The organism is Streptomyces sp. NPDC001348, from assembly GCF_053597535.1.
Map to the genome: position 1 here is coordinate 70,123 of NZ_JBSFIK010000028.1, position 26,329 is coordinate 96,451.

Below are 26,329 nucleotides of genomic sequence, written 5' to 3' on the forward strand. Positions count from 1 at the left end.
AGCCGGCGGCAACGCGGGAACCGCGCGGCAGCGCGACGAGGGGAGCGGTACGTGGGCGGGACGACTCTGGCGCAGACCCTGGCGCAGGACGAACCGGCCGTGGCACCCGGCCGGCCCCCCGCCCCGCCGCCCGCACCGGCCGCCGTGCTCAGCCCCCGCCGGGTGCGGCTGGTCTTCGCCGGGCTGCTGCTCGCCCTGCTCCTCGCCGCCCTGGACCAGATGGTCGTCGCCACCGCGCTGCCCAGGATCGTCGGCGAACTGCACGGCCTGGACCGCATGTCCTGGGCGATCACCGCCTACCTGCTCACCTCCACCGTGGTCCTGCCCGTCCACGGCAAGCTCGGCGACCTCCTCGGCCGCAAGGGCGTCTTCCAGTGCGCCATCCTCGTCTTCGTCGCCGGCTCCGCGCTCGCCGGGCGGGCGCAGACCATGGACCAGCTGATCGCCTTCCGCGCGGTGCAGGGCGCCGGAGCCGGCGGACTCATGACCGGCGTACAGGCGATCATCGCGGACATCGTGCCGCCCCGTCGGCGCGGCCGCTTCCTCGGCCTGATCGGCGCCGCCTTCGGCCTCGCCTCCGTGGCCGGGCCCCTGCTCGGCGGCTGTTTCACCGACCACCTCTCCTGGCGGTGGTGCTTCTACGTCAACGTGCCCTTCGGCCTGCTCACCCTGGCCGTCGTCAGCGCCGTGCTGAAACTGCCGAAGCCGCCCTCCCGGGGCCGGTTCGACCTGCCCGGCGCGATCCTGCTCGCGGCGGCCTCCACCTGCCTCGTGCTGCTCACCAGCTGGGGCGGCACCCGCTACGCCTGGGACTCGCGCGTGGTCCTCGGCCTCGGCGCCGGCGCGGTGGCCGCCACCGCCCTCTTCGTCCTCGCCGAGCACCGCGCCGCCGATCCCCTCGTCCCGCTGAGGCTGTTCCGCGACCCCGTCTTCACCGTCAGCGGCCTGATCGGACTCGTCGTCGGCGTCGCGCTCTTCGCCGCCGCCGGCTACCTGCCGACCTTCGTGCAGATGGTCGACGGAGCCTCCGCCACCGAGTCCGGACTGCTCATGCTGCCCATGACCGGCGGCATCGTCGGCGGCTCCGTCGTCGCCGGGCAGCTCATCAGCCGCACCGGCCGTTACAAGGCCTACCCCGTGCTCGGCGGCGTCCTCTGCGTGGCCGGCATGTGGCTGCTGTCCCGGCTCCAGACCGACACGCCCCGGCTGCACTGCGGCATCTGGATGGCCGTCCTCGGCGCCGGCCTCGGCCTGGTGATGCCCGTCCTGGTCCTCGCCGTGCAGAACTCGGTGAACCCCGCCGACCTCGGCGCGGCCACCAGCGCCACCAACTACTTCCGGCAGATCGGCGGCAGCGTCGGCGCCGCCGTCTTCGGCACCCTCTTCACCGACCGGCTCACCGATGCCCTGCACCGGCGGCTGCCCGCGCACGCGGGCGACGGTCCCGCCACCCCGGAGTCGCTCACCCCGCAGCTCGTGCACGCGCTGCCGCCCGCACTGCGCGACGCGTACGCCGCCGCCTACGCCGACGCGATGCCCCGGATCTTCCTCCACCTGGTCCCGGTGCTCGTCGTCGGCCTGCTGCTCGCCTTCTTCCTCAAGGAGAAACCACTGGTGTCCCACAACGCCGCCGCCATCGACCAGGAGACCGTGCCGGTGACCACCCCGATCCCGCAGGCCCGACCCCAGCCTTCGGCCGGGGGGACCCCCGTCTCGCCCCGCTCGCCCTACACCGCCGGAATCCCCGTCTGCGGCACGGTGCAGCATCCCGACGGGACAGTGGTGCCCCGCGCGGCGCTCACCCTGATCGACGTGGCCGGGCGGCAGGTCGGGCGCGGCGCCAGCGGTGAGGACGGACGGTACGCGCTGGCCACCCCGGGCCCGGGCCCGTACGTACTGATCGCCGCGGCCGGCGGCCACCAGCCGCAGGCCGTCTCCGTCACCGTCGGTGAACGCCCCGTCGAACTCGACGTCGTCCTCGGCGGCGCCGGACGGCTCGCCGGCAGCGTGCTCACCGCCGACGGCACCCCCGTACCCGGCGCCACCGTCACCCTCACCAACGTGCACGGCGAGGTCGTCGCCAGTACCCGCAGCGGGCGCGAGGGCGGTTACGTCATCACCGAGCTGGTGGCCGGCGAGTACACCCTCGCCGCCAGCGCGCCCGCCTTCCGGCCCGTCGCGCTCCCCGTCACCGTCCAGGCCGCCCGGGAGACCCGCCAGGACATCGAACTCGCCGGCGGCGCCGTGCTGCGCGGCACCGTGCGGGCCGGCGGCGGGCGTCCCGTCGAGGACGCCCGCGTCACCCTGCTCGACGCCGCCGGCAACGTCGTCGACACGCTCACCACGGGAGCCGACGGATCGTTCCGGTTCGTCGACCTCGCCTCCGGCGAGTACACCGTCATCGCCGCCGGATACCCGCCGGTGGCCACGGTGCTGCAGGTGGCCGGCGGCGGCCGGACGGAACGGGACCTGCAACTGGGGCACGAAGACCGGCCGACCTGGCCGGCCTGACCGGCTCCGGCCATCGCCGCCGAGGGGCTCATAGCGTGCGCCGGAGCGCCGCGCACGGCAATTCACCAATTGCCGCACACGCGACGTACGGCGGCCGTACCGTGGAGTAGGCAGCACAGATCATGACGTGGGTCGTGCGGTGCCGACGGGGAGCCCGCGCGTCGAGGGGGAGAGAGGGTCGGGGCCATGGACCGTGGCACGGAAATGGGCGCAGGCCCCGGGGACGGCGCCGCGCCGCGGCATGCCGGGGCCGGCCGGATTCCGCTGGCCGTGGTCGTCGTCGACCGCGACGGCCTCGTGTCGCACTGGAGCACCGGCGCCCGGCGGTTGTTCGGCGTCGAGCGGGAGGACGCCGTGGGGCACCCGGCCGCCGACCTGCTGCCCGTCTCCGGGGCCCTGCCCGACGGCCTCGACACCGAACCGCTGCTGGACGCCTACGGGCCCTACGAGACGTACGACGAACTGGGCCCCGACCTGGAGGACTCGCTCGGCGGCCGGACCGCCTACCCGACGGCGGGCCGCGCCCGGATCTCCGCTCGGCACGACGACGGTTCCGGGCCGGCGGAACCCCGCGGCGACCGGCTCGACGTCCTGTGGTGGGCCTACCCGCTGGTCGGCCCGGGCCCCGCCCGGCTCCTGGTGCTCGCCGCCGACGCCGCCCGGCTGCACCTCGAGCACGGCTACGACGACGGGACCGCCGAACGCATCTCACCCGGTTTCGCCCGCCACACGGAACTCCCCGCCCCCGAGGACCTCGCCCGCCGGCTGCCCGAGATCCTGCCCAACATGGGGCCCGGCCTGAGCGGCCGCATCGTCTCGCAGGTTCTCGAACTGGGCTACCCCGTACTGGAGTTCAGCCAGTTCGACCGGGTGCCGGTGACGCCCGACTGGGGCGTGCCGCGTCGCGCGGGACGCCGTCCGCTCCAAGTCGCCGCTCAGGAGCGGACGGTGGCCGTCGTGCCCGCCGGCGCCGAGAACGACCTGGAGTACGCGGCCGTCCGCGAGCGGCTGGAGTTCCTCAACGAGGTCAGTTCCGGCATCGGTTCCTCCCTCGACCTGGGCGAGACCATCCGCGAGGTCACCAGCGCCGCCGTGCCCCGCTTCACCGACTTCGCGGGCACCCACCTGCGCGCCGCCGTCCTCGCCGGCGAGGGCTTCCCGGACGGCCCGCCGGACGCGCACACCGTGATGCACCGGGTCTGGGTCGAGCACAACGACGAACCGGGCCGCTGGGACGACACCGTGCCGGTCGGCGAGACCTTCGCCTTCCCCGAACACACCCCGTTCTACCAGTGCATGGTCACGGGCGAACCGGTTCTGATCCCGCGGGTCACCGAGGAACTGGCGGCCCGCATCTCCGGCGAGTTCGAGAAGCGCGACCTCAGGCCGCTCATCACCGGCCGCTCCCTGCTGATCGTGCCGCTCAAGGCACGCAACGTCGTCCTCGGCTTCATGGTGCTGATGCGCCGCCCCGACCGCCCGGCGTTCGACGACATGGACCGCACCACGGGCGCCGAACTCGCCGCCCGCGCGGGCCTCGTACTCGACAACGCCCGCATGTACACCTACCAGGAGAACGTCGCCGACACCCTCCAGGACAGCATGCTGCCGCAGGTCGTCCCGCGGATGGCCGGATGCGACGTCGCCACCCGCTACCTGCCCGGCACGCGCCTCGGCCGGATCGGCGGCGACTGGTTCGACACCATAAAACTGCCCGGCTCGCGCACCGCCCTCGTCGTCGGTGACGTCATGGGCCACGGTCTCAACTCCGCCGCGATGATGGGCCAGTTGCGGACGGCCGTACAGACCATGGCCGCCATGGAGACGCCGCCCGCCCAGCTGCTGCGCAACCTCGACGACCTGGCCCGGCGGCTCGGCGAGAACTACCTCGCCACCTGTCTGTACGCGGTCTACGACCCGATCCGCGGCGAACTGCAGCTCTCCAACGCGGGACACATCCCGCCCGTCCTGGTGCGCGCCGAGGACGGCCGCAGCGAACTGCTCGACCTGCCGACGGGAGCCCCCATCGGCGTGGGCGGTGTCCCCTTCGAGTCCACCGTCGTCCGGGTCTCGCCCGGCGACCGGCTGGTGCTGTGCACGGACGGCCTGGTCGAGGTACGCGGCGCCGACATCGGCGACGGACTCGCCGCGCTCTGCGAGTCGGCCGCGCACCCCGCGGCCTCCATGGACGACGCCTGCGACACGATCATCCGCGCCCTCAACACCCGCGGCGGACGCAAGGACGACGTCGCGCTGCTCATGGCCCGTCTCAACGGCGTCCCCGCCGACCACGTCGCCGAATGGCAACTCGCCCGGGAGCCGCGCGAGGTGGCCCGGGCCCGTCGGCTGGTCCGCGGGCAACTGCTCCAATGGGGCCTCGCCGCGGCGGTGGACACGGCCGAGCTGCTGGTCAGCGAGGTCGTCACCAACGCCGTACGACATGGGGACGGTCAGCGGATCGGGCTCCGCCTGGTCCGCACCGACGCGTTGTTGTGCGAGGTCACCGACGACGAACCGGCGCTGCCGGCCCTGCTCGGCGCCGGCATCCACGACGAGTCGGGCCGCGGCCTGCGCGTGGTCAGCCGCCTGGCCCGCGAATGGGGCGCCAGCGCCGCCGGTCACCGCAAGACGGTCTGGTTCGAACAAGCCCTGACGACGGCACCCCACCGGGACTGAGGCGCCGTCAGCGGCGCACGGGACGCCGCTCTGTACCCACCGGTGTGCGCCGGCTCGAACATCCGGTGAAAGGTGGGCACCCGCCCCTTGCCGGTCAGTCCGTGAACGCGATACTTCGATCACGGAACCGAACCTGGGGAGGGCGCATGAAGGTATCGGAGAACTACCGCGACAACTGGGAGAGTTACTGGCGGGAGACGTCCGACGCGCGGGGCGAGGCGATCTGGGACGCCGATCCGTCACTGAGCTCCGGACCGCACAGCGAGCTGTTCCTGCCGTACGCGGACACCACGCGCCCCATAGTCGACCTCGGCTGCGGCAACGGAACCCAGACGCGCTACCTCGCCACCCGGTTCGCCCGCGCCGTCGGCGTCGACCTCTCGCACGCCGCCATCGAGCACGCGCGCCGCGCCACGGACGGCGACACCGTCGAGTTCCAGCAGCTCGACCTGACGGACACCGAGGCCGTGCGCGCCCTGCACGACCGCATGGGTGACAGCAACGTGTACATGCGGGCCGTCGTCCATCAGAGCGAGCCGGCGGCCCGCCCGTCCGTGGCCGGGGCCGTCGCCGAGGTCATCGGTTCGCGGGGGCGGGCGTTCGTCGTCGAACTGACCTCCGACTCCCGGCAGGTGCTGAGCAGCGCCGCGGCCGGCCCCGACGGGCCGCCGCCCAAGCTGCGCCGGGTCTTCCAGCACGGGCTCAAGCCCGCCGACGCAGCCGACGACGAGATCCCGGAGCTGCTGCGCGGGGCCGGGCTCGAGATCCTCGCCGACGGCGACACGACCCTGCCGCAGACCGAGTACCTGGCCGACGGCACGCGCATCGACCTCCCCGCGCGCTGGTTCGTCCTCGCGCGCGCCGCGGCGGGCTGAGCGCCGTACGGCAGGGCGTGCCGGGTCCTGGCCCGGGGCGCCTTCGGCGCGTAGCGTGACGATGTATGAAGATCGTCATCAGTGCGGACATGGAGGGCGCCACAGGAGTCACCTGGCCGGCCGACGTGCTGCCGGGGACGCCCCAGTGGGAACGGTGCCGCACGATGTTCACCTCCGACGTGGCCGCCGCCGCCCTGGGATTCCTGGACGGCGGGGCAGAGCGCGTACTTGTCAACGAGGCCCACTGGACCATGCGCAACCTGCTCCTGGAAGAACTCGACGAGCGGGTGGAGATGCTCACCGGGCGGCACAAGGCGCTGTCCATGGTGGAGGGCGTGCAGTACGGCGACGTGGACGGCATCGCGTTCGTCGGCTACCACGCGGGCGCCGGCATGGAGGGCGTCCTGGCGCACACCTACCTGGCCAACTCCATCACCGGGGTGTGGCTGAACGGCGTACGGGCGAGCGAGGGCCTGCTCAACGCGCACGTCGTCGCCGAGTTCGGGGTTCCCGTCGTCCTCGTCACCGGCGACGACGTGGCCTGCGAGGACGCGCTCGGGTACGCGCCCGGGGCACTGAAGGTCGCGGTCAAGGACCATGTGTCCCGGTACGCGGCCGTGTGCCGGACCCCCGCCAGGACGGCCGTGGACATTCGTGCGGCGGCGAAGGAGGCGGCAGGCCTGGCGGTCCGTCACGAGCCGGTGCGAAGGGGGCCGTTCACGGTCGCCCTCGAGTTCGACGCCGAGCACCTGGCCCTCGCCGCTACCGTCGTGCCGGGGGTGGACCGCACGGGGGAACGGAAGGTGGCGTACACCAGCGACACCATGTACGAGGGCATCCGTACCTTCAAGGCGGTCACCACGATCGTCTCGGCCGCGGTGGAGGAGCAGTATGGCTGACGAGCAGGCACTGGACGAGGTCGTCGGGTTCACCTCCGACCTGATCCGGATCGACACCACCAACAGGGGCGGCGGCGACTGCCGGGAACGCCCGGCCGCCGAGTACGCCGCCGAGCGGCTCGCCGGGGCGGGACTGGAACCGGTGCTGCTGGAGCGGACCCCGGGGCGGACGAACGTCGTCGCCCGGATCGAGGGCACCGACCCGTCCGCCGACGCGCTGCTCGTGCACGGTCACCTGGACGTGGTGCCCGCCGAGGCCCGCGACTGGAGCGTCCACCCCTTCTCCGGAGAGGTCGGCGACGGCGTCGTGTGGGGGCGCGGGGCCGTCGACATGAAGGACATGGACGCGATGATCCTCGCGGTGGTGCGCTACTGGGCCCGGGCGGGCGTACGGCCCCGGCGGGACGTCGTGGTGGCCTTCACCGCCGACGAGGAGGCCAGCGCGGAGGACGGCGCCGGGTTCCTCGCCGACCGGCACGCGGGACTGTTCGAGGGCTGCACGGAGGCCGTCGGCGAGGCGGGTGCGTTCACCTTCCATGACGGCGGCGGGCGGCAGTTGTACCCGATCGCCGCCGGGGAGCGCGGCACCGCCTGGCTGAAGCTCACCGCGCGCGGGCGGGCCGGGCACGGCTCCCGGGTCAACGGGGAGAACGCCGTGACCCGGCTGGCCGCCGCCGTCACCCGGATCGGCGAGCACAGGTGGCCGCTGCGGCTCACCCCGACCGTGCGTGCGGCCCTCACCGAACTCGCCGCCCTGTACGGCGTCGGCGCCGACCTGAGGGACGTGGACGCGCTGCTGGACAAGCTGGGCCCGGCCGCGAAACTCGTGGACGCCACCGTCCGGTGCAGCGCCAACCCGACCGTGCTGGAGGCGGGTTACAAGGTCAACGTCATTCCGGGCGAGGCGGTCGCCCATGTGGACGGCCGGTATCTGCCCGGCTGCGAGGACGAGTTCGCCGCCACCCTGGACCGGCTGACCGGACCGGACGTGGACTGGGAGTACCAGCACCGGGAGGTCGCCCTGCAGGCCCCGGTGGACTCCCCGACGTACGCCCGGATGCGCGCCGCCGTCGAGGAGTTCGCACCCGAGGGCCACGTGGTGCCGTACTGCATGCCCGGCGGCACCGACGCCAAGCAGTTCTCGCGGCTGGGCATCACCGGTTACGGGTTCGCGCCGCTGAAACTCCCCGAAGGGTTCGACTACCAGGCGCTCTTCCACGGCGTCGACGAGCGGGTCCCCGTCGAGGCGCTCCACTTCGGTGTCCGTGTCCTCGACCGCTTCCTGCGGTCGGCCTAGGCGATGGGGGACGGTGTGCGCACGCTTGCCCACGGTTCCTGGCCCTCGCCCATCGACGCGGCACTGGCCGCCGCGCACGACGGACAGCCCGAATGGGTGGGCTTCGTCGGCGACGAGACGTGGTGGACGGAACCCCGGCCCGCCGAGGGCGGCCGTCGCACGCTGATGAGACGCGCGGACCGGGAGGAGGAGCCGGTGCTGCCCGCGCCGTGGGACGTGCGCAGCAGGGTGATCGAATACGGTGGCCGGCCGTGGGCCGCGGTGGTCGACGGCGGACGAACCGTCCTGGTGTTCGTGCACTTCGCCGACCAGCGGCTCTACCGCTACGAGCCCGGCGGCGAGCCCCGCCCGCTGACCCCGGTGTCCCCGGTGGGCGGCGGACTGCGCTGGGCGGAGCCGCTGGTGCTGCCGGAGCGGGGCGAGGTCTGGTGCGTACTGGAGGAGTTCACCGGGGAGGGGCCGGGCGACGTGCGCCGCGTCCTGGCCGCCGTGCCGCTGGACGGTTCCGCCGCCTCGAACCGGCAGGGCGTGCGTGAACTCACCGACGCCCGGCACCGGTTCGTGACCGGGCCGCGCCTGTCCCCGGACGGGCGCCGGGCCGCCTGGCTGGCGTGGGACCACCCGCGGATGCCCTGGGACGGTACGGAACTGATGTGTGCCGGGGTGGGTGACGACGGCATGCTGCATACCGTACGCACGGTGGCCGGTGGGCCGCAGGAATCCGTCGCACAGTGCGAATGGTCGGCGGACGGCGGTCTGCTGTATGCGAGCGACCGCAGCGGCTGGTGGAACCTGTACCGCGAGGGCGTCCCGCTCTGCCCGCGCGAGGAGGAGTTCGCCGGTCCGCTGTGGAAACTCGGGCAGCGCTGGTTCGCACCGCTGACGAGCGGGCTGATCGCCGTCGTCCACGGCCGCGGGCCGACCGCGCTCGGGATACTGGATCCAGCAACCGGTGAGGTCGTCGACGCGGCCGGACCCTGGACCGAGTTCGCGCCCACCCTGGCCGTGCGGGGGGACCGGGTGGTGGGCGTGGGGGCGGGCCCGCGCAGCGGCTACGAGGTCGTCGAGCTGGACGCCGGGACGGGACACGCCCGGGTGATCGGCGCCCGGCACACCGACCCGGTCGATCCCGCCCACTACCCCGAACCGAGGATCCGCACCTTCACCGGCCCCGGGGGCCGGGAGGTGCACGCCCACATCCACCCGCCGCACCACCCCGGCTGCGTCGCGCCCGACGGCGAACTGCCGCCGTACGTCGTACGGGCGCACGGCGGGCCCACCGGCCGGGCACCGCTCGTGCTGGACCTGGGCATCGCCTACTTCACCTCCCGGGGCATCGGGGTCGCCGAGGTGAACTACGGCGGTTCGACCGGGTACGGCCGCGCCTACCGGAACCGGCTGCGCGAGCAGTGGGGCGTCGTGGACGTCGAGGACTGCGCGGCCGTCGCCCTCGCGCTCGCCGAGGAGGGCACCGCGGACCGCCGGAGGCTGGCGATCCGGGGCGGCAGCGCGGGCGGCTGGACGGCCGCGGCCTCCCTGACCACGACCGACGTCTACGCCTGCGGCACGATCGTCTATCCCGTCCTGGACCTCATGAACTGGGCATCGGGGGAGACCCACGACTTCGAGTCGCACTACCTCCAGACTCTGGTCGGGCCGCTCGCCGAGGTGCCCGAACGGTACGCCGAACGGTCGCCGACCGAGCACGCCGACCGGATCACCGCGCCGTTCCTGCTGCTCCAGGGCCTGGACGACGTCATCTGCCCGCCCGCGCAGTGCGAACGCCTGCTCGCCCGGATCGAGGGACGGGGAGTGCCGCACGCCTACCTCGCCTTCGAGGGCGAGGGGCACGGCTTCCGGCGGGCGGAGACCCTGGTCAGGGCGCTGGAGGCGGAGCTGTCTCTGTACGCTCAGGTGTTCGGCCTGCGCCCGGCAGGCATTCCCACCCTGGAGCTGGTCACATGAAGCAGCTGGTCCGCCCCGCCCGCCTCGCCCCCGGCGCCCGGGTGGCCGTCGTCGCCACCAGCGGCCCGGTGCCCGAGGAACGGCTGCAGGCCGGGCTGGACGTGCTGCGCGGCTGGGACCTCGATCCGGTGGTCGCACCGCACGTGCTCGACCGGCATCCGGAGTTCGGCTACCTGGCCGGCACGGACGCGGACCGTGCCGCCGACCTGCAGAACGCCTGGTGCGACCCGGCCGTGGACGCGGTGCTGTGCGCCCGGGGTGGGTACGGCGCGCAGCGCATGGCCGACCTGCTCGACTGGGAGGCGATGCGGGCCGCCGGGCCGAAGGTGTTCGTCGGCTTCAGCGACATCACCGCCCTGCACGAGGCCTTCGCCACCCGGCTGGGGCTCGTCACGCTGCACGGCCCGATGGCGGCAGGCGTCGACTTCCTCAAGAACGCGCGGGCGCAGGAGCATCTGAGGGCCACCCTCTTCGCCCCGGAGACCGTCCGCGCGATCCGCTCCGACGGCCGCGCCCTGGTCCCCGGCCGGGCCCGGGGCGTCACCCTCGGCGGCTGTCTGTGCCTGCTCGCCGCGGAGTGCGGCACCCCGCACGCCCGGCCCTCGGCCCGTGGCGGACTGCTGTGCCTGGAGGACGTGGGCGAGGAGACGTACCGCCTGGACCGCTACCTCACCCAGCTGCTCCGCGCGGGCTGGCTCGACGGGGTGCGGGGGGTGCTGCTCGGATCCTGGGAGAGCTGCGAGGACTACGACCGGGTGCGCGCCCTGCTCACCGACCGGCTCGGCGCCCTCGGCGAGGTCCCCGTGGTCGAGCAGTTCGGCTTCGGCCACTGCGAGGGGGCGCTGACGATCCCGTTCGGGACCGTCGCGGAACTCGACGCGGAGGCGGGCACCCTGACGCTCGACGAGCCCGCCCTCGACTGACCGCGCGCGGGCTGCCCGAGCCCACGAGACGCCGGGCCGACGACGTCGTAGGCTGGCCGGATGCCGCATGCCGCGTCCCGATACCTCGCCGCAGGCCCCCGCGTGGGGATACGTCACTTCACCTACGAGGACGGCCCGGAGTTCGCCGCCCGCGCCCGGGAGAGCAAGGACCTGCACCATCCGTGGCTGTTCCCGCCGACCACCGAAGAGGCCTACACGGCTTACGCGGGACGGCTCATCGAGGACCCGACGAAGGCCGGGTTCCTGGTCTGCGAGAAGGACGACGGGGCCATCGCCGGGTTCATCAACATCAACAACATCGTCGGCGGCGGCTTCCAGTGCGGTGCCCTGGGCTACGGCGCCTTCGCGCACGCGGCCGGGCGTGGGCTGATGCGCGAGGGCATCGGCCTGGTGGTGGGCCACGCGTTCGGGCCCATGCGGCTGCACCGGCTGGAGATCAACGCCCAGCCCGGCAACGCCGCGTCCATCGCCCTCGCCCGCGGCGCCGGGTTCCGTCTGGAGGGCTTCTCGCCCAAGATGATCTACGTCGACGGGGACTGGCGGGACCACGAACGGTGGGCGATCACCGCCGAGATGCGGGCTTGCGGTTGACCTTCATCGTGTCGAGGTCCGTGACAGTGGACCGCAGCCCGGTGAAACCGTAGCGGAGGCCGCGCAGCGTGGTCTCCGCCCGGTCCTCCGCGATCGCCGCCGCCATCTCCTCGCCGTCCGCCGCGTCCGAGACCACCACGTACCGCAGGGAGAAGTGCTTCAGCGGCGACGGCTCGTACGAAAGCGAGCCCTCCTCGGTGAACCGCATGCTCGTCATCCCGTGCTCGGCCGCCTCCGCGAGCAGCCGCGCCCGTGCCTCCTCGGTCAGCCCGTCCCAGGTGCCCCGGACGATGACCCGGTAGGTGTGCTGCTCGCCCATGCGCTCTTCGTACCCTCCGTCGAAAACGGTTGAGGGGCGACTGTATGTCGTGAACGATGTGCCGCATGCGGAATATCGTCGTGCTGGACGCCCCCTCCAACTTAGGCCTGCGCCCACCCGCCCCCGGCACCGTGCCCGGCTGCTACAAGCTGGCCGGCGCCCTGCGGGAGCAGCGGATCGTGCACCGACTCGGTGCCGCGGAGGGCGGGGTGGTGGTCCCGCCCCGCTACGACCGGGGTGACTGGCAGGAGGGCGACGGTGTGTTCAACGCGGCCGCGCTCGCCGCGTACACCGTGAAGCTCGCCGACCGCCTCGAACCACATGTGCGCGCTGGTGACTTCCCGCTGGTTCTCGGCGGCGACTGCTCCATCCAGCTCGGCGCGTCCCTCGCGCTGCGCCGCATCGGACGGTACGGGCTCGCCGTCGTCGACGCCTCGCCGGACTTCCGGCACCCGGGCAACTCCGACCGGATCGGCGCGGCCGGCGGCGAGGAGGTCGCCCTGGGCACCGGGCGCGGGCAGGAGGACCTGACGAACCTGGAAGGGCTCGGGCCCTACCTCCGGGACGAGGACGTACGGTTCTTCGGCATCCGCGACTGCTTCGAGGAGGACCGCGTCGAACTCGCCGCTCTGAAGATGCCGGTGGCCACCGTCGGCGATCTGCGCGAGCAGGGCGCGGACACCCTGGCCCGGACGGCCGTACAGGCCTTCGAGGCGCCGCAACTCGACGGTTTCTGGGTGCACTTGGACGCGGATGTTCTCGACCCGGCGGTGATGCCCGCCGTGGACAGCCCCGACCCGGACGGCCTCGTGCCCGAGGAACTCGTCGCGCTGCTGAGCCCGTTGCTCGCCTCCCCGCGCTGCGTCGGCCTCAACGTGACCATCTACGACCCCGACCTCGACCCCGACGGCACGGTGGCCGCCCTGCTCGCCGACACCGTCGTGGCCGCCTTCGCGGACTGCTGAGGCGCGGGCGGACGGGGCTCAGCCCGCCTGGTCCACGTACTCGAACACCGCTCCGTCCGGATGCATCGCGATCAGGTTGCGGCCCACCGGGGTCGCGACCGGACCCGCGATGATCCGGGCGCCGAGGCCGGTGAGAACCCGGTGAGCCTCCTCGACGTCCTTCACGGCGATGGTCGCGGTCACCTTGCGCAACACCTCCAGTTCCGCCTCGGGGCCGCTCATCAGCAGGAACGAGCCCACGGCGGCGACCTGCACCCCGCCGCGGGCGAAACTCATCGCCCGGCCGCCGGTCAGGCGCTCGTAGAAGGGGATCGCGGTCTCGAGGTCGTCGACGTAGATGCGCAGTGCGGCTCCCTGGATATCCATACGGGCGAGCCTAGTTGGCGAAGGCCGGGCGAGGGAGATCCCTTCACCGTATCCCCTGCGCCCGCCCGGAGCGTCACGCCGGGGCGCGCCCCCATCACGGAACGCGTTATGCGTACGTGTGTGCGGGTACCCGCAGGGCATGGACCGCTTGGATCATCTTGAGCACCTGGACAGGCATCTGGTCGACGAGCTGGCGCAGGTGGCCCGCGAGACCGTGCGCGACGAACTGCGTGAGCAGACCCGCAAGAAGCGCCGCACGGCCACGCTGTACGCGGCGTCCGGCGCCGCCGCCCTGTACGCGGGCGGCGCGCTCGCACTCGCGCTGGGTCTGGCCCTGGCCACCGGCCTGCCGGGCTGGGCGGCCGCGCTGATCACCGCCGTGATCCTGGGAGTCGCGGCCTACGCGCTGCGCGGCGCAGCCCGGCCCAAGCACCCCCACCACTCCGCGGCTCCCGGTCACGTCATCGGCGGCACCCCGCCCGCCGGACCCCCCGCCGGCCTCGGCCTGCCGTACCCGCCCATGCCGAACACGGCGCCGGGCACGGGCGACGACCTGGAGGGACCGCACCACCGGGCCTGAGCCGCGTACCGGATCCGCACACCGGCCGTTCCCGGCCCCGCCGGCCCGCAGGCCGGCGGGGCCGGCTCAGCTCCCCGTCAGCTGCGGCAGCACCTTCGTGCGGTAGAAGTCGAAGAAGCCGCGCTGGTCGGGGCCGATCTGGTTGACGTAGACGCGGTCGAAACCGGCGTCGGCGAAGGCGGACAACGCGGAGACGTGCTCCTCGACGTCGTCGCCGCAGACCCGGCTCTCACGGACCTTGTCCTCGGTGATCAGGGGCTGCAGCTGCTCGAAGTGCCGCGGCGTGGGAAGGATCTGGCCCATCTCGCCCGGCAGCAGTTCGTTGGCCCACAGGTCGCGCACCCGGCGGACGGCCTCGTCGCGGTCGGTGCCGTAGCAGACCTTCGTGCCGCCGCTGACAAGTTTGGTGCTCCCGCCGCCGCCCTTGCGGAACTGGGTGACCATCTCCTCCTCCGGCATCATCGTGATGTAGCCGTCGCCCACCCGTGCGGCGAGCTGGGTGGCCTTGGGGCCGAAGCCGGAGATGTCGATGGGCACCGGTTCGTCGGGGACGGTGTAGAGGCGGGCGTTCTCCACGGTGTAGTGCGTGCCGTGGTGGCTGACCTCCTCGCCGGTGAACAGCCGGCGCATCACCTGGATCGCTTCCTCCAGCATTTCCAGCCGGATGTGCAGCGGCGGCCAGGCGTCGCCGAGGATGTGCTCGTTGAGGGCCTCGCCGGTGCCGACGCCGAGCCGGAAGCGCCCGCCGGTCATCACCGCGCTGGTCGCCGCCGCCTGCGCCACCACCGCCGGGTGCATCCGCACGGTGGGGCAGGTCACCGCCGTCTCGATCGGCAGCGACACCGCCTCCGACAGCGCGCCGATGACCGACCAGACGAACGGGGCGTTGCCCTGGGCGTCGTTCCACGGGTGGTAGTGGTCCGAGATCCACAGAGCTTGGAATCCGGCCTGTTCGGCCATGCGGGCCTGCTCCACGAGATCGGCGGGACCGTGCTCCTCGGTCGACAGGAAATAGCCGTATTCGGGCATGGGGGTGTACCTCCGCGACACGGGCGGTCGTGTCTGGTCGGACGGGGTCGGTGGAAATCCCGGCCCGGGTAACCGGACGGGGCCGGGGCGAAACGCCCCGCCGCCCCGGCGTTTGGGGGCCCTTGCCAAGGGGACGCGGTAGACCTCGGACGAGCCACACCGCCGGAGGCGCACCGTGAGTCGACCCCGCATCGTGATCGTCGGCGCCGGCTTCGCCGGATACCGGACCGCCCGCACCCTCTCCCGGCTGGCCCGGGGCCGTGCCCACATCACCCTGCTGAACCCGACCGACTACTTCCTGTACCTGCCGCTGATGCCCCAGGTCGCCGCCGGGATCCTGGAACCGCGCCGGGTGGCCGTCTCCCTCTCCGCCACCCTGCCGCGGGTGCGGCTGGTGCTCGGCGAGGCCGACGGCGTCGACCTGGACGGCCGCACCGTGCACTACACCGATCCCGAGGGCGGCGGGGGCGAGCTGGCCTACGACCGCCTCGTGCTGGCCGTCGGCAGCGTCAACAAGCTGCTGCCCATTCCCGGTGTCGCCGAGCACGCCCACGGCTTCCGCGGCCTGCCCGAAGCGCTGTACCTGCGCGACCACGTCACCCGGCAGGTGGAACTCGCCGCGGGATCCGACGACCCGAAGAGCTGCGCCGCACGGTGCACCTTCGTGGTGGTCGGGGCCGGCTACACCGGCACCGAAGTGGCCGCGCACATGCAGATCTTCACCGACCGACTGGCACGTCGGCAGCCACGCCGGCCGGGCGTGCGGCCCCGCTGGATGCTGCTGGACATCGCGCCGCGCGTACTGCCGGAGATGGACGAACGTCTGTCGTCGACAGCCGACCGTGTACTGCGTGAACGCGGCGTCGACGTCCGGATGGGCACCTCCGTGAAGGAGGCGACCCATGACGGTGTCCTGCTCACCGACGGCGACTTCGTGGAGACCCGCACCCTCGTGTGGTGCGTCGGCGTCCGGCCCGACCCGCTCGTGGAGAGCATCGGGCAGACCCTGGAACGGGGGCGCCTCATCGTCGACCCGTACCTCCAGGTGCCGGGCCGGCCCGAGGTGTTCGCGTGCGGTGACGCGGCCGCCGTACCCGACCTCGGCAACCCGGGGAAGTTCACGCCGATGACGGCCCAGCACGCCTGGCGGCACGGCGGCACGGCCGCGCACAACGTCGCCGCGTCGCTCGGGGCGGGCGAGCGCCGCCCCTACCGCCACCGTGACCTGGGCTTCGTCGTCGACCTCGGCGGCTTCAAGGCCGCCGCCGACCCCTTCGGCGTACCGCTGTCCGGTCTGCCGGCCGGCGCGGTCACCCGCGCCTACCACCTCGCGGCGATGCCCGGCAACCGTGTCCGGGTCGCCGCGGACTGGCTGCTGGACGCCGTACTGCCGCGCCAAGGCGTCCAGTTGGGTCTCGTGCGCTCCTGGTCGGTGCCGTTGGACACGGCCTCACCGGAACTCGCGCGCGTGCCCGGCGGACCGAGGCAGCCGAACGGGACGGGGCCGGGCGCGGCCCTGGACGCGGACACCGGCGACGGGCCCGCCGGGAACCCGCCCGGCGACGAACCGGCGGAGCTGCAGCCGGCCCCCGAGCCCGCCAGGAACCAACCCGGCGGCGAGCCCGCCAGGAACCAACCCGGCGGCGAACCCGCCAGGAACCAGCCGGGCGGTGAGCCCGCCAAGAACCAGCCGGGCGGTGAGCCCGCGAAGAACCAGCCGGGCGACCATCCCGCTCCGGGCCCCGTCAGGCGCCCGGACACCCCTGCGGAAGGAGACTCATGAACAGCGCCGAACTCGTCGAACTCGGGCAGCAGCTGCGCGTGGACAGCGTGCGGGCCGCCGCGGCGGCGGGCTCAGGGCATCCGACCTCCTCGATGTCCGCGGCGGACCTGGTGGCGGTGCTGCTCGCCCGCCACCTCCGCTACGACTTCGAGCGCCCCGACCACCCCGGCAACGACCGCTTCGTACTCTCCAAGGGCCACGCCTCACCGCTGCTGTACGCCGCCTACAAGGCGGTCGGAGCGATCGAGGACGGCGAACTGCTGACCTTCCGCAAGCTCGGCAGCAGGCTGGAGGGACACCCCACACCGCGGCGGCTGCCGTGGGTGGAGACCGCCACCGGCTCCCTCGGCCAGGGCCTGCCGGTCGGGGTCGGCATCGCCCTGGCCGGCAAGCGGCTGGAACGCACCGGATACCGGGTGTGGGTGCTGTGCGGAGACAGCGAGCTCGCCGAGGGGTCGATCTGGGAGGCCGCCGAGCACGCCGGGTACGAGCACCTCGACAACCTGACCGCGGTCGTGGACGTCAACCGCCTCGGCCAGCGCGGTCCCACCCGGCACGGCCACGACCTGGACGCCTACGCCCGCCGCTTCCAGGCGTTCGGCTGGCACACCGTCGAGGTCGACGGCCACGACGTGGACGCCGTCGACGGTGCCTACGGCGAGGCGGCCTCGACGACCGGGCAGCCGACCGTGATCCTCGCCCGCACCCTCAAGGGCAAGGGCGTCGCCGCCGTCCAGGACCGCGAGGGCCTGCACGGCAAGCCGCTGCCGGAGGCCGAGGAGGCGATCGCCGAGCTGGGCGGGCCGCGTGACCTCACCGTCCGGGTGCGGGAGCCGCAGGCCGCCCGTGTGCTGCACGCCGTCCACGACTCCTCCCTCGAGCTGCCGACGTACGACAAGGGCGAGAAGGTTGCCACCCGCAACGCCTTCGGGGAGGCCCTCGCCGCGCTGGGCACGGCTCGCGGCGAGGTCGTCGCCCTGGACGGCGAGGTCGGCGACTCCACCCGCACCGAGCAGTTCGCCAAGGAGCACCCCGACCGCTTCTTCGAGTGCTACATCGCCGAGCAGCAGCTCGTCGCCTCGGCCGTCGGGATGGCGGCGCGCGGCTGGGTGCCCTACGCCGCGACCTTCGCGGCCTTCCTGACCCGCGCCTACGATTTCGTGCGCATGGCCTCGATCAGCGGCTCCGGCATCAACCTCGTCGGCTCCCACGCCGGCGTCGCCATCGGCCAGGACGGGCCCTCGCAGATGGGCCTGGAGGACCTGGCCATGTTCCGGGCCGTCCACGGCTCGACCGTGCTGTACCCGTGCGACGCCAACCAGACCGCCAGGCTCGTCGCGGCCATGGCGGGCCTGGACGGCATCCGCTACCTGCGTACCTCGCGCGGCGAGAGCCCGGTGATCTACGGGCCCGACGAGGAGTTCCCGGTGGGCGGCAGCAAGGTGCTGCGTTCCAGTGACGAGGACCGGCTGACCCTCGTCGCGGCCGGGGTGACCGTGCACGAGGCGCTGGCCGCCGCCGACGCCCTGGAGGGCGAGGGCATCCGGGTCCGGGTCGTCGACCTGTACTCCGTCAAGCCCGTGGACCGGGACACCCTCCGGCAGGCCGCCGAGGAGACCGGCTGCCTGCTCACCGTCGAGGACCACCACGAGGAGGGCGGCCTCGGCGACGCCGTCCTTGACGCCTTCACCGACGGCAGGCCCGTGCCCCGGCTGGTCCGGCTCGCGGTGCGGAACATGCCGGGTTCGGCGGCACCCGACGAGCAGCTGCACGCCGCCGGCATCGACGCCGCGGCCATCGCCGCCGCCGGGCGGCTGCTGGTCGGGGAGGCGGTGGTCGGGTGACCGACGAGGTGCGGACGGTGCGCGCGGGCCGGCGCACCGTCGACGTGCACCGGCCCGGCAAGGTGCTCTTCCCCGGCGACGGCGACGGCGACGGCGACGGCAGCGGCGGCGCCGGCGACGGCGACAATGCGCAGGTGTACGACCGGAAGGGGTACACCAAGGCCGACCTCGTCGAGTACTACCGGTCCGTCGCGCCGTTCATGCTGCCGCATCTGCGCGGCCGCCCCCTGATGCTGGAGCGGTACCCGGACGGTCTCGACGGGCCCAGGTTCATGCAGAAGAACACCCCGGACCACTACCCGGGCTGGATCCCGCGGGCCGAGGTCGCCAAGGAGGACGGGACGGTCACGCACGTCGTCTGCGACGACACCGCCACCCTGGTCTTCCTCGCCGACCAGGCCTGCCTCACCCTGCACAGGTGGCTGTCGCGGACCGACCGCGGCCATGGCGTCGACCGCCCGGACCGGATGGTCTTCGACCTCGATCCCCCGGGCGACTCGGCCGCCGACTTCAGGGCGGTGCGGGAGGCGGCCCGGCTGCTGGGCGGGCTGCTGGACGACCTGCGGCTGCCGTCGGCGCTGATGACCACCGGCTCGCGCGGCCTGCACGTCGTCGTGCCCCTGGACGGCCGGCACGACTTCGAGGAGGTCCACGTCTTCGCCCGGGACCTCGCGGGTCTGCTGGCCGCCGGGCATCCCGACCGCCTCACCACCGCCGCCCGCAAGAAGGACCGCGGCGACCGGCTCTACCTCGACGTGCAGCGCAACGGCTACGCCCAGACCGCCGTGGTCCCCTTCACCGTCCGCGCGCGGCCGGGCGCACCCGTCGCCGTCCCCGTCTCCTGGGACCAGCTCGACGACCCGGACCTCGGCCCCCGCCGCTGGACCATGGAGAACGCCGTCGACCAGGCCCGCACCGATCCCTGGGCGGGCCTGCTCGGCCGCGGCCGCTCACTGGGCTCGGCCGGACGTCGGCTCGACAGACTGGTTGGCTGATGCACATACCCTTCCTGCGCAGGTCCGACGGCCCGCGCCGCCGAAGCATGCGCTCCAAAGGTTTGGCCAACGTCCTTCCGGCCACACGGAGGGGAGAGGTGGCCATGTCGAACACAAAAAACACATCTGATTCGCAGGGCTCACAGAAAGCCCAAGAATCACAGGAAACCGACAACTCGCAGGAATCACAGGAGCCACAACAGGACACCGACCGGCACACGGCGGCCAAGCACCGGCCGAGCCCGATGGAGGTGCTGCGCGATGCGCGCGCCCAGCTCGCGGAGCTCACCGGCCTCGCCCCCGAGCAGGTCTCGTCCTTCGAACAGACCGAGGACGGCTGGTCGTTGGAGGTGGAGGTGCTCGAACTCGCCAGGGTTCCGGACACGATGAGCCTGATGGCGAGCTACCAGGTCGAACTCGACCCGGAGGGCATGCTCACCGGCTACCGGCGCGTCCGCCGGTACGAACGAGGGCGGTCCGACGCACGCGGCCGCTAGGTCGCCCGCAGTCAGCACGTCCGCAAACCATCACACAGACAAGGAGGCGCGGTCGGCATGACCGTAGTCCCGGCACAGCAGACCGGCGGCGGAGGCGGCAGCAGCGGCCTCTACGACGTACTGGAACTCGTCCTCGACCGGGGTCTCGTCATCGACGCGTTCGTGCGTGTCTCCCTGGTCGGCATCGAGATCCTCAAGATCGACGTGCGTGTCGTCGTGGCCAGCGTCGACACGTACCTGCGCTTCGCCGAGGCGTGCAACCGGCTCGACCTCGAGGCCGGCCCGCGCAAGGACCCGGGCCTGCCCGACCTGGTCGGCGAGATGACCGAGTCCGGCGCCCGCGGCAAGTCCAAGGGAGCGCTGTCCGGTGCCGCCGAGACCATCTCGGACGCCTTCAAGCAGGCGCGCGACGAAGGTGAGCAGGAGTCCAGGCCGCGGCCCCGCAAGACCACGGCACGCCGGAAGGAGGAGCAGGAGTGAGCACCTACGTCTACGCCATCACCGCCGGCTCGCATCCCGCGCTCCCCGAGGGCATGGGCGGTGTGGGCGAGCCGCCCATGCCGGTGCGGATCCTGAAGGAGGGGGACCTCGCGGCGATCGTCAGCGACGCCCCCGAGGGCCTGCGTCCCAAGCGCAGGGACCTGCTCGCGCACCAGAGCGTGCTGGCCGAGGCGGGCGCGGCCGCCTGCGTGCTGCCCATGCGGTTCGGCAGCGTCGCGGCGGACGACGCCGCGGTCACCGGTGTGCTCGCCGAGCGGGCCGACCACTACAAGGAGCGCCTGCGGGCGCTGGACGGCAAGGTCGAGTACAACGTCAAGGCCACTCACGTGGAAGAGGCCGTCCTGCACCGGGTGATGGCCGAGAGTCCCGAGCTGCGTGCCCTCGCCGAGGCCAACCGCAAGTCGGGCGGCGGTAGTTACGACGACAAGATCCGCCTGGGCGAGATGGTGGCCTCGGCCGTCAAGGCCAAGGAGGCGGAGGACGCCGCCGAGGTGCAGCGCGTGCTGGCACCGCTCACGGACGCCGTGAGCGTGGGCCCCGAGTCAACGGGCTGGCTGGTCAACGTGTCGTTCCTGGTGGACCGCGGCTCGGCCGAGGACTTCCTGGCCGTCGTCGAGGAGACCCGCAGGTCCCTCGCCCACCTCGAACTGCGTGTCAACGGACCCCTGCCGCCGTACAGCTTCGTCGAGCCCGGCCCCGCCGAGCCCGCGGGCACCACGGCCGGTGCGGACGCCGGAGCGGAATAGCGCTCCGCGGGAAGCGGAGGGAGTAGCGGATGGGACTGATCGGTGAGGTGCTGCTGCTGCCGTTCGCGCCGGTGCGCGGCAGCGCGTGGGTGATCGAACAGGTGCTCCGCGAGGCGGAGCGGATCTACTACGACCCCTCCACCGTACGGGCCGAACTCGCCCGCCTCGAGGAACAGCTGGAGGCGGGCGAGATCACCGAGGAGGAGTTCGACCGGCGTGAGGACGAGCTTCTCGACCGGCTGGAGACCGGCATGGGATCCGGCGAGACGACGGGCAACGGGACAGGGATATGAACCGAACGGCGCTTGGCCTCGCACTTGGGGCCGGGTACGTCCTCGGACGTACCAAGAAAATGAAGATGGCCGTCGCGGTCGGCTCGCTGGTGGCCGGCAAGAAGCTGAACCTCACTCCGCGGGGTATCGCGGACCTCGTGAACCAGCAACTGCAGAACAATCCGCAGTTCAAGGAGATCGGCGACCAGCTCCGCGAGGACCTGCGCGGCGTCGGCAAGGCCGCGACGAGCGGCATGGCCGAGCGGCAGATGAACTCCCTCGCCGACCGGCTGCACGGCCGCACCGCCCAGGTCCGCGACCGGCTCTCGGGTGCGGTGCCCGGCACCGGGTCCGAGGAGTCCGAGGAGTCCGAGGCAGCGGAAGACACCGAGGACACCGAGGACACCGAGGACACCGAGGAGGCGGACACGGGGCGGGGGCAGGACGAGCAGGAGGAGTCCGGGAAGCCGGCCGCCAAGAAGGCGGCTGCGAAGAAGGCCCCGGCCAAGAAGGCGGCGGCGAAGACGGCTCCCGCCAAGAAGGCTGCCGCCAAGAAGGCACCCGCCAAGAAGACGGCGAAGAAGACCCAGAGCGCGGCCGGGAAGCCGGCCGCGAAGAAGACGGCCTCGACCGGCAACGCCACCCGGTCCCGGCAGCCGAAGGGTGGCGATGAAGGATGACCGAGACCCTCGGATCCGCGACCTCCGCAGCGGGCAAGGCCGCCGGCGGGGCCACCGGCGCGGCGAAGGAGAACCCCCTCACCGGCCTGGCCCACAGCGAGGCCGCCGACCGTCTGAAGGCGGAGGCCCAGGAATACCTCGCGGCGCAGGCCCAGCGACTGCTGGCCGGCTTCGGACGCAAGCTCGGTGAGACCACGGGCAAGCTCACCGACATCGCGGAGGGCAACAGCCCCGGCTTCGCCAAGCTGGCTCTCGAAGGCGGCCGCAAGATCGCCCAGGGCAAGGGCCCGCTGCGATCGGCGCTGGAGCTCGGAGCCTCCAGAGCGAAGGACACCGTCATGGACAAGCTGAAGGGCCTGGGGGGCGGCGGCAAGGGGGGCAAGCGCAAGGGCGGGGGCAACAAGCCCATCGTCATCATCGAGTCCGTCGACGTCGGCGTGCCGGTGCGCACCGCCTACGACCAGTGGACCCAGTACCAGGACTTCAGCACCTTCGCCAAGGGTGTGAAGAGCGCGAGCCGCGCCGACGACACCCACTCCGACTGGCAGGCGAAGATCTGGTGGTCCAGCCGCAGCTGGAAGGGCAGCACGGTCGAGCAGGTCCCCGACTACAAGATCCAGTGGACGACGGAGGGTGCCAAGGGCAACCACAAGGGCGTCGTCTCCTTCCACCAGCTCGACGACAACCTCACCCGCGTCCTGCTGGTCATCGAGTACTACCCGAGCGGCTTCTTCGAGAAGACCGGCAACATCTGGCGCGCCCAGGGTCGCCGTGTCCGGCTCGACCTGAAGAACTACGCACGGTTCATCACCCTCAAGGGCGAGGCGGAGGACGCCTGGCGCGGCGAGATCCAGGACGGCGAGGTCGTCAAGAGCCACGAGGACGCGGTCGCCGAGGAGGAGGAACAGAAGCAGGCCGACGAGGGCGGCGAGGAGCCGGAAGGCGAGGAGCCGGAAGGCGAGTACGAGGACGAGGCCGAAGGCGAGGAGGAAGAGCCCGAGGAGGAAGAGCCCGAGGCGGAGTACGAGGGCGACGAGGAAGAACCCGAGGCCGAGGAACCCGAGGGCGAGGTCGAGGAACCCGAAGAGGAAGAAGAGGGCGAAGAGGCTCCGTCCGCCGAGGAAGACAGCGGTGAGTACGAGGAGGAGCCCGAGGAGGAGGCCTACGAGGAGGAAGAGGAACCCGAGTACGCTGAGCGCGGGAGCCGTCGATGACGACGCCCAACCGGCTCCCCGAGCCCTATGGCCAGGGCGGGGGAGCCAACCTCGCGGACATCCTCGAGCGGGTGCTCGACAAGGGGATCGTCATCGCGGGCGACATCAGGATCAACCTGCTCGACATCGAACTGCTCACCGTGAAACTGCGGCTCATCGTCGCCTCCGTCGACAAGGCGAAGGAGATGGGCATCGACTGGTGGGAGAGCGACCCCGCCCTGTCCTCCAAAGCCCGCCGGGACGAACTCGCGCGCGAGAACACCGAGCTGCGCGAACGGCTGGCGCGGCTGGAGGAACTGCAACTGGAGCCCCGCCGCGCGCAGAGGGAGGAATCATGACCGGACTGCGGTACGTCTACGCCGTCTGCCGCCCCTTCGGCGCGCCCCTGCAGGTCCAGCTGACGGGCATCGGGGGCGCCCCGCCGGCGCTGCTGCACCACCACGGGCTGGTCGCGGTCCTCAGCACGGTGTCCGAGGCCGACTTCGCCGAGGACGCCCTGCGCGCCCGCCTGGAGGACCTGGACTGGCTGACCGCGACCGCCCGCGCCCACCAGGGCGTCATCGACGCGCTCACCACCGTCACCACCCCGCTCCCGCTGCGCCTGGCAACCGTCTTCCGCGACGACAGCGGCGTACGGACGATGATCGAGGCCCGGGAGGAGGAGTTCCGGCGCACGCTCGACCGGCTCGACGGCCGGGTGGAATGGGGAGTGAAGGTGTACGCCGACATCGCGCCGGCCCAGCCGGAAAGCCCTTCGTCGAAGCCCGCGTCGGGCCGGGACTATCTGCGGCAGCGGCGCGCGCAGACCCGGTCGCACGAGGACATGTGGCAGAAGGCCGAGGCATTCGCGGACCGTCTGTACCGGGAGCTTTCCGAAAAGGCCGAGGACTCCCGGCTGCATGCCCCGCAGAATCCAGAGCTCTCCGGGGCCTCGGGGCGGAACGTGCTCAACGCGGCCTATCTCGTGTCCCGTGCGCATTCCGAGGAATTCGTGGAAATGGTGGACAGTGCGAAAGACGACACCCCTGGGCTGCGCGTGGAACTCACCGGCCCGTGGGCGCCTTACTCCTTCGCCGGTGACGCCGTGACGCGTGCTCCGGGTGAGGGAGAGGGCGGGGAGGACGTGTGACCGTCATAGAACGCCGCGAGATCGCCCTGGTGGACCTGCTGGACCGGCTGCTGGCCGGCGGGGTGGTGATCACCGGTGACATCACGCTGCGCATCGCGGACGTGGACCTCGTCCGTATCGACCTGAACGCGCTGATCAGCTCGGTGAACGCGCAGGTCCCGTCGCCGTTCGAGTGAGGAGCCGTCATGACCACGCGCAACCGTCTGGACCTCGAGCCGGACACGGTCGAGCGCGACCTGGTGAAACTCGTCCTGACCGTCGTGGAGCTGCTGCGGCAGCTGATGGAGCGGCAGGCGCTGCGCCGCTTCGACACGGGCGACCTCACCGAGGAGCAGGAGGAGCGGATCGGGCTCACCCTGATGCTCCTGGAGGACCGCATGGCCGAGCTGCGGGACCGTTACGGACTGCGGCCCGAGGACCTGAACCTGGACCTCGGGCCGCTGGGACCACTGCTGCCCCGGGAATGACGCCTGCGCCATGGGACGCATCGGACGTACGAAGGCGTCCTCGGTGTCACCCGGGGTCAATTCACCACCTGTACCAGCGGCTCCTGCCGCCGCCCGCGGCGGTTCCGCGAACCAGGAAACCCAGCAGCCATACCACGAGAACTGCCAGGGCGATCCACCAGAGCAACTTCACCGCGAATCCGGCGCCGAAGAGAATGAGCACCAGAAGCAGAACCAGCAGGATAGGAACCATGATGTGAACCTCCTGCATTGCGGGTTTCCAGGAATTCCGTGATCAGGCTCACTTCCGGCACAGAATTTCTCCGTGCAGGACGGCGAACCAGCCGTCCTGCCGCTCGCCCCACTCCCGCCACGCCCGTGCCACCTCCGCGAGCTGCCCGGTCGTCGCGTGACCGCCCTCGGTGGCGCGGGCGGCGTAGGAGGAGGCGACGGTGCGGTCCGCCCACAGGCCGCTCCACCAGGCCCGCTCCTCGGCGGTGGCGAAGGTCCAGGTGGCGGAGGAGGCCGTGATGTCGGTGAGTCCGGCGGCCAGCGCCCAGGACTTCAGGCGGCGTCCGGCGTCCGGCTCGCCGCCGTTCGCCCGGGCCACCCGCAGGTACAACTCGAGCCAGTCGTCCAGGCCGGGCACCGCCGGATACCAGGCCATCGCGGAGTAGTCCGAGTCGCGGACGGCGATGAAGCCACCGGGCTTCGTCACCCGGCGCATCTCGCGCAGCGCCTGCACCGGGTCGCCGACGTGCTGCAGCACCTGGTGGGCGTGCACGACGCAGAAGGTGTCGTCCGGATATTCGAGGGCGTGCACGTCGGCGACGGCGAAGTCGACGTTCGCCAGGCCGCGCCCGGCCGCCGTGGCCCGCGCCTGCTCCAGGATGCCCGGTGCGTGGTCGACCCCGGTGACCTGCCCGTCGGGGACCAGCGCCGCCAGGTCGGCGGTGATGGTCCCCGGACCGCAGCCGATGTCCAGGATCCTCATGTGCGGCTTGAGCGAGGGCAGCAGGTAGGAGGCGGAGTTGGCGGCGGTCCGCCAGGTGTGCGAACGCAGCACCGACTCGTGGTGTCCGTGCGTGTAGACGGCGGTCTCCTGCGGCTTGGGCATCGCTGCACCCCATTCGGTCGTCGGTGAGTGTCACCGTACGCGCGTCGACCGAATGATGAGATCCCTTATCTCATTATCTGGACAAGGG

General features: G+C 72.4%; 28 protein-coding genes. 23 read left to right on the forward strand and 5 right to left on the reverse strand.

Features of this window, described 5'->3' with window-relative positions; all coding sequences use genetic code 11:
- Positions 1 to 51: 51 nt before the first annotated feature.
- From ACWC21_RS26695 to ACWC21_RS26730, 8 genes are all read left to right on the forward strand, one after another.
- Positions 52 to 2,511 carry an MFS transporter gene (locus ACWC21_RS26695; protein WP_450885364.1) on the forward strand — a complete coding sequence of 820 codons (2,460 nt, stop codon included), beginning with the start codon at positions 52 to 54 and terminating at the stop codon, positions 2,509 to 2,511.
- Positions 2,512 to 2,697: 186 nt separating this feature from the next.
- The gene (locus ACWC21_RS26700; RefSeq protein ID WP_450885365.1) at positions 2,698 to 5,187 is read left to right on the forward strand and encodes a SpoIIE family protein phosphatase; all 2,490 of its coding nucleotides are present in this window, start codon (positions 2,698 to 2,700) and stop codon (positions 5,185 to 5,187) included.
- Positions 5,188 to 5,333: 146 nt separating this feature from the next.
- Positions 5,334 to 6,062, forward strand: coding sequence for a class I SAM-dependent methyltransferase (locus ACWC21_RS26705; protein ID WP_450885366.1), 729 nt, complete (start codon positions 5,334 to 5,336; stop codon positions 6,060 to 6,062).
- A gap of 65 nt (positions 6,063 to 6,127) precedes the next feature.
- On the forward strand, positions 6,128 to 6,961 hold the full coding sequence (locus ACWC21_RS26710) for a M55 family metallopeptidase (RefSeq protein ID WP_450885367.1): 834 nt from the start codon (positions 6,128 to 6,130) through the stop codon (positions 6,959 to 6,961).
- Positions 6,954 to 8,258 carry a M20/M25/M40 family metallo-hydrolase gene (locus ACWC21_RS26715; protein ID WP_450885368.1) on the forward strand — a complete coding sequence of 435 codons (1,305 nt, stop codon included), beginning with the start codon at positions 6,954 to 6,956 and terminating at the stop codon, positions 8,256 to 8,258. Before ACWC21_RS26710 ends, ACWC21_RS26715 begins: the two co-directional genes overlap by 8 nt.
- A gap of 3 nt (positions 8,259 to 8,261) precedes the next feature.
- A complete protein-coding gene (locus tag ACWC21_RS26720) occupies positions 8,262 to 10,223 on the forward strand; it encodes a prolyl oligopeptidase family serine peptidase (protein WP_450885369.1) in 1,962 nt (653 codons plus the stop codon).
- Positions 10,220 to 11,146, forward strand: a complete 927-nt coding sequence (locus ACWC21_RS26725; protein ID WP_450885370.1) for a S66 peptidase family protein — start codon at positions 10,220 to 10,222, stop codon at positions 11,144 to 11,146. The genes ACWC21_RS26720 and ACWC21_RS26725 overlap by 4 nt, the downstream gene beginning before the upstream one ends.
- Positions 11,147 to 11,206: 60 nt before the next feature.
- Positions 11,207 to 11,758, forward strand: a complete 552-nt coding sequence (locus tag ACWC21_RS26730) for a GNAT family N-acetyltransferase (RefSeq protein WP_450885371.1) — start codon at positions 11,207 to 11,209, stop codon at positions 11,756 to 11,758.
- Here ACWC21_RS26730 and ACWC21_RS26735 read toward each other — a convergent pair.
- Positions 11,730 to 12,077, reverse strand: a complete 348-nt coding sequence (locus tag ACWC21_RS26735) for a DUF6204 family protein (RefSeq protein WP_450885372.1) — start codon at positions 12,075 to 12,077, stop codon at positions 11,730 to 11,732. The two genes, ACWC21_RS26730 and ACWC21_RS26735, sit on opposite strands and share 29 nt — an antisense overlap.
- A gap of 65 nt (positions 12,078 to 12,142) precedes the next feature.
- On the opposite strand from ACWC21_RS26735, the gene ACWC21_RS26740 reads away from it, so the two are divergent.
- Complete coding sequence (locus tag ACWC21_RS26740; protein ID WP_450885373.1) at positions 12,143 to 13,042, forward strand: arginase family protein; 900 nt, start codon at positions 12,143 to 12,145, stop codon at positions 13,040 to 13,042.
- A gap of 18 nt (positions 13,043 to 13,060) precedes the next feature.
- On the opposite strand, the gene ACWC21_RS26745 is transcribed toward ACWC21_RS26740, so the two are convergent.
- Positions 13,061 to 13,408, reverse strand: coding sequence for a VOC family protein (locus tag ACWC21_RS26745; RefSeq protein WP_450885374.1), 348 nt, complete (start codon positions 13,406 to 13,408; stop codon positions 13,061 to 13,063).
- Between the two features lie 139 nt (positions 13,409 to 13,547).
- On the opposite strand from ACWC21_RS26745, the gene ACWC21_RS26750 reads away from it, so the two are divergent.
- Positions 13,548 to 13,988 carry a phage holin family protein gene (locus ACWC21_RS26750; protein ID WP_450885375.1) on the forward strand — a complete coding sequence of 147 codons (441 nt, stop codon included), beginning with the start codon at positions 13,548 to 13,550 and terminating at the stop codon, positions 13,986 to 13,988.
- Positions 13,989 to 14,054: 66 nt separating this feature from the next.
- Here ACWC21_RS26750 and ACWC21_RS26755 read toward each other — a convergent pair whose 3' ends face one another.
- A complete protein-coding gene (locus ACWC21_RS26755) occupies positions 14,055 to 15,017 on the reverse strand; it encodes an LLM class F420-dependent oxidoreductase (RefSeq protein WP_450885376.1) in 963 nt (320 codons plus the stop codon).
- A gap of 175 nt (positions 15,018 to 15,192) precedes the next feature.
- Between ACWC21_RS26755 and ACWC21_RS26760 the strand changes: the two genes are divergently transcribed.
- The 13 genes from ACWC21_RS26760 to ACWC21_RS26820 all read left to right on the forward strand — a co-directional run bounded on the left by ACWC21_RS26760 (position 15,193) and on the right by ACWC21_RS26820 (position 25,145).
- A complete protein-coding gene (locus tag ACWC21_RS26760; protein ID WP_450885377.1) occupies positions 15,193 to 16,800 on the forward strand; it encodes an FAD-dependent oxidoreductase in 1,608 nt (535 codons plus the stop codon).
- Positions 16,797 to 18,644 (forward strand): transketolase, encoded by a 1,848-nt coding sequence (locus tag ACWC21_RS26765; protein WP_450885378.1) that lies wholly within the window; start codon positions 16,797 to 16,799, stop codon positions 18,642 to 18,644. Before ACWC21_RS26760 ends, ACWC21_RS26765 begins: the two co-directional genes overlap by 4 nt.
- Entirely contained in the window at positions 18,641 to 19,639 is a 999-nt protein-coding gene (ligD, locus tag ACWC21_RS26770) for a non-homologous end-joining DNA ligase (RefSeq protein ID WP_450885379.1), read from the forward strand. The genes ACWC21_RS26765 and ligD overlap by 4 nt, the downstream gene beginning before the upstream one ends.
- A 104-nt stretch (positions 19,640 to 19,743) precedes the next feature.
- Positions 19,744 to 20,136 carry a gas vesicle protein GvpO gene (locus ACWC21_RS26775; RefSeq protein ID WP_450885380.1) on the forward strand — a complete coding sequence of 131 codons (393 nt, stop codon included), beginning with the start codon at positions 19,744 to 19,746 and terminating at the stop codon, positions 20,134 to 20,136.
- 57 nt (positions 20,137 to 20,193) lie between these two features.
- On the forward strand, positions 20,194 to 20,616 hold the full coding sequence (locus tag ACWC21_RS26780; protein WP_450885381.1) for a gas vesicle structural protein GvpA: 423 nt from the start codon (positions 20,194 to 20,196) through the stop codon (positions 20,614 to 20,616).
- A complete protein-coding gene (locus tag ACWC21_RS26785) occupies positions 20,613 to 21,383 on the forward strand; it encodes a GvpL/GvpF family gas vesicle protein (RefSeq protein ID WP_450885382.1) in 771 nt (256 codons plus the stop codon). Before ACWC21_RS26780 ends, ACWC21_RS26785 begins: the two co-directional genes overlap by 4 nt.
- A 29-nt stretch (positions 21,384 to 21,412) precedes the next feature.
- Positions 21,413 to 21,676, forward strand: a complete 264-nt coding sequence (locus ACWC21_RS26790; protein ID WP_450885383.1) for a gas vesicle protein GvpG — start codon at positions 21,413 to 21,415, stop codon at positions 21,674 to 21,676.
- Complete coding sequence (locus ACWC21_RS26795) at positions 21,673 to 22,335, forward strand: DNA primase (RefSeq protein WP_450885384.1); 663 nt, start codon at positions 21,673 to 21,675, stop codon at positions 22,333 to 22,335. The genes ACWC21_RS26790 and ACWC21_RS26795 overlap by 4 nt, the downstream gene beginning before the upstream one ends.
- Positions 22,332 to 23,549: an SRPBCC family protein gene (locus ACWC21_RS26800; protein WP_450885385.1), complete on the forward strand. Its 1,218-nt coding sequence runs from the start codon at positions 22,332 to 22,334 to the stop codon at positions 23,547 to 23,549. Before ACWC21_RS26795 ends, ACWC21_RS26800 begins: the two co-directional genes overlap by 4 nt.
- Positions 23,546 to 23,887, forward strand: a complete 342-nt coding sequence (locus ACWC21_RS26805) for a gas vesicle protein (protein WP_389153692.1) — start codon at positions 23,546 to 23,548, stop codon at positions 23,885 to 23,887. Before ACWC21_RS26800 ends, ACWC21_RS26805 begins: the two co-directional genes overlap by 4 nt.
- Positions 23,884 to 24,678: a GvpL/GvpF family gas vesicle protein gene (locus ACWC21_RS26810; RefSeq protein ID WP_450885386.1), complete on the forward strand. Its 795-nt coding sequence runs from the start codon at positions 23,884 to 23,886 to the stop codon at positions 24,676 to 24,678. Before ACWC21_RS26805 ends, ACWC21_RS26810 begins: the two co-directional genes overlap by 4 nt.
- The gene (locus ACWC21_RS26815; protein ID WP_388796141.1) at positions 24,675 to 24,854 is read left to right on the forward strand and encodes a gas vesicle protein; all 180 of its coding nucleotides are present in this window, start codon (positions 24,675 to 24,677) and stop codon (positions 24,852 to 24,854) included. Before ACWC21_RS26810 ends, ACWC21_RS26815 begins: the two co-directional genes overlap by 4 nt.
- A gap of 9 nt (positions 24,855 to 24,863) precedes the next feature.
- Positions 24,864 to 25,145, forward strand: coding sequence for a gas vesicle protein K (locus ACWC21_RS26820; protein ID WP_450885387.1), 282 nt, complete (start codon positions 24,864 to 24,866; stop codon positions 25,143 to 25,145).
- Between the two features lie 61 nt (positions 25,146 to 25,206).
- On the opposite strand, the gene ACWC21_RS26825 is transcribed toward ACWC21_RS26820, so the two are convergent.
- On the reverse strand, positions 25,207 to 25,377 hold the full coding sequence (locus ACWC21_RS26825) for a hydrophobic protein (protein WP_388796148.1): 171 nt from the start codon (positions 25,375 to 25,377) through the stop codon (positions 25,207 to 25,209).
- 48 nt (positions 25,378 to 25,425) lie between these two features.
- Entirely contained in the window at positions 25,426 to 26,241 is an 816-nt protein-coding gene (locus ACWC21_RS26830) for a class I SAM-dependent methyltransferase (protein WP_450885388.1), read from the reverse strand.
- Positions 26,242 to 26,329: the final 88 nt, after the last annotated feature.

What these genes read in the sequence shown, in the direction of transcription:
- ACWC21_RS26700 (WP_450885365.1), top strand. Translation starts at nt 2,698, where the DNA reads ATGGACCGTGGCACGGAAATGGGCGCAGGCCCCGGGGACGGCGCCGCG.
- ACWC21_RS26705 (WP_450885366.1), top strand. Translation starts at nt 5,334, where the DNA reads ATGAAGGTATCGGAGAACTACCGCGACAACTGGGAGAGTTACTGGCGG.
- ACWC21_RS26710 (WP_450885367.1), top strand. Translation starts at nt 6,128, where the DNA reads ATGAAGATCGTCATCAGTGCGGACATGGAGGGCGCCACAGGAGTCACC.
- ACWC21_RS26715 (WP_450885368.1), top strand. Translation starts at nt 6,954, where the DNA reads ATGGCTGACGAGCAGGCACTGGACGAGGTCGTCGGGTTCACCTCCGAC.
- ACWC21_RS26720 (WP_450885369.1), top strand. Translation starts at nt 8,262, where the DNA reads ATGGGGGACGGTGTGCGCACGCTTGCCCACGGTTCCTGGCCCTCGCCC.
- ACWC21_RS26725 (WP_450885370.1), top strand. Translation starts at nt 10,220, where the DNA reads ATGAAGCAGCTGGTCCGCCCCGCCCGCCTCGCCCCCGGCGCCCGGGTG.
- ACWC21_RS26730 (WP_450885371.1), top strand. Translation starts at nt 11,207, where the DNA reads ATGCCGCATGCCGCGTCCCGATACCTCGCCGCAGGCCCCCGCGTGGGG.
- ACWC21_RS26735 (WP_450885372.1), bottom strand. Translation starts at nt 12,077, where the DNA reads ATGGGCGAGCAGCACACCTACCGGGTCATCGTCCGGGGCACCTGGGAC.
- ACWC21_RS26740 (WP_450885373.1), top strand. Translation starts at nt 12,143, where the DNA reads ATGCGGAATATCGTCGTGCTGGACGCCCCCTCCAACTTAGGCCTGCGC.
- ACWC21_RS26745 (WP_450885374.1), bottom strand. Translation starts at nt 13,408, where the DNA reads ATGGATATCCAGGGAGCCGCACTGCGCATCTACGTCGACGACCTCGAG.
- ACWC21_RS26750 (WP_450885375.1), top strand. Translation starts at nt 13,548, where the DNA reads ATGGACCGCTTGGATCATCTTGAGCACCTGGACAGGCATCTGGTCGAC.
- ACWC21_RS26755 (WP_450885376.1), bottom strand. Translation starts at nt 15,017, where the DNA reads ATGCCCGAATACGGCTATTTCCTGTCGACCGAGGAGCACGGTCCCGCC.
- ACWC21_RS26765 (WP_450885378.1), top strand. Translation starts at nt 16,797, where the DNA reads ATGAACAGCGCCGAACTCGTCGAACTCGGGCAGCAGCTGCGCGTGGAC.
- ACWC21_RS26775 (WP_450885380.1), top strand. Translation starts at nt 19,744, where the DNA reads ATGTCGAACACAAAAAACACATCTGATTCGCAGGGCTCACAGAAAGCC.
- ACWC21_RS26780 (WP_450885381.1), top strand. Translation starts at nt 20,194, where the DNA reads ATGACCGTAGTCCCGGCACAGCAGACCGGCGGCGGAGGCGGCAGCAGC.
- ACWC21_RS26790 (WP_450885383.1), top strand. Translation starts at nt 21,413, where the DNA reads ATGGGACTGATCGGTGAGGTGCTGCTGCTGCCGTTCGCGCCGGTGCGC.
- ACWC21_RS26795 (WP_450885384.1), top strand. Translation starts at nt 21,673, where the DNA reads ATGAACCGAACGGCGCTTGGCCTCGCACTTGGGGCCGGGTACGTCCTC.
- ACWC21_RS26800 (WP_450885385.1), top strand. Translation starts at nt 22,332, where the DNA reads ATGACCGAGACCCTCGGATCCGCGACCTCCGCAGCGGGCAAGGCCGCC.
- ACWC21_RS26805 (WP_389153692.1), top strand. Translation starts at nt 23,546, where the DNA reads ATGACGACGCCCAACCGGCTCCCCGAGCCCTATGGCCAGGGCGGGGGA.
- ACWC21_RS26810 (WP_450885386.1), top strand. Translation starts at nt 23,884, where the DNA reads ATGACCGGACTGCGGTACGTCTACGCCGTCTGCCGCCCCTTCGGCGCG.
- ACWC21_RS26820 (WP_450885387.1), top strand. Translation starts at nt 24,864, where the DNA reads ATGACCACGCGCAACCGTCTGGACCTCGAGCCGGACACGGTCGAGCGC.
- ACWC21_RS26825 (WP_388796148.1), bottom strand. Translation starts at nt 25,377, where the DNA reads ATGGTTCCTATCCTGCTGGTTCTGCTTCTGGTGCTCATTCTCTTCGGC.
- ACWC21_RS26830 (WP_450885388.1), bottom strand. Translation starts at nt 26,241, where the DNA reads ATGCCCAAGCCGCAGGAGACCGCCGTCTACACGCACGGACACCACGAG.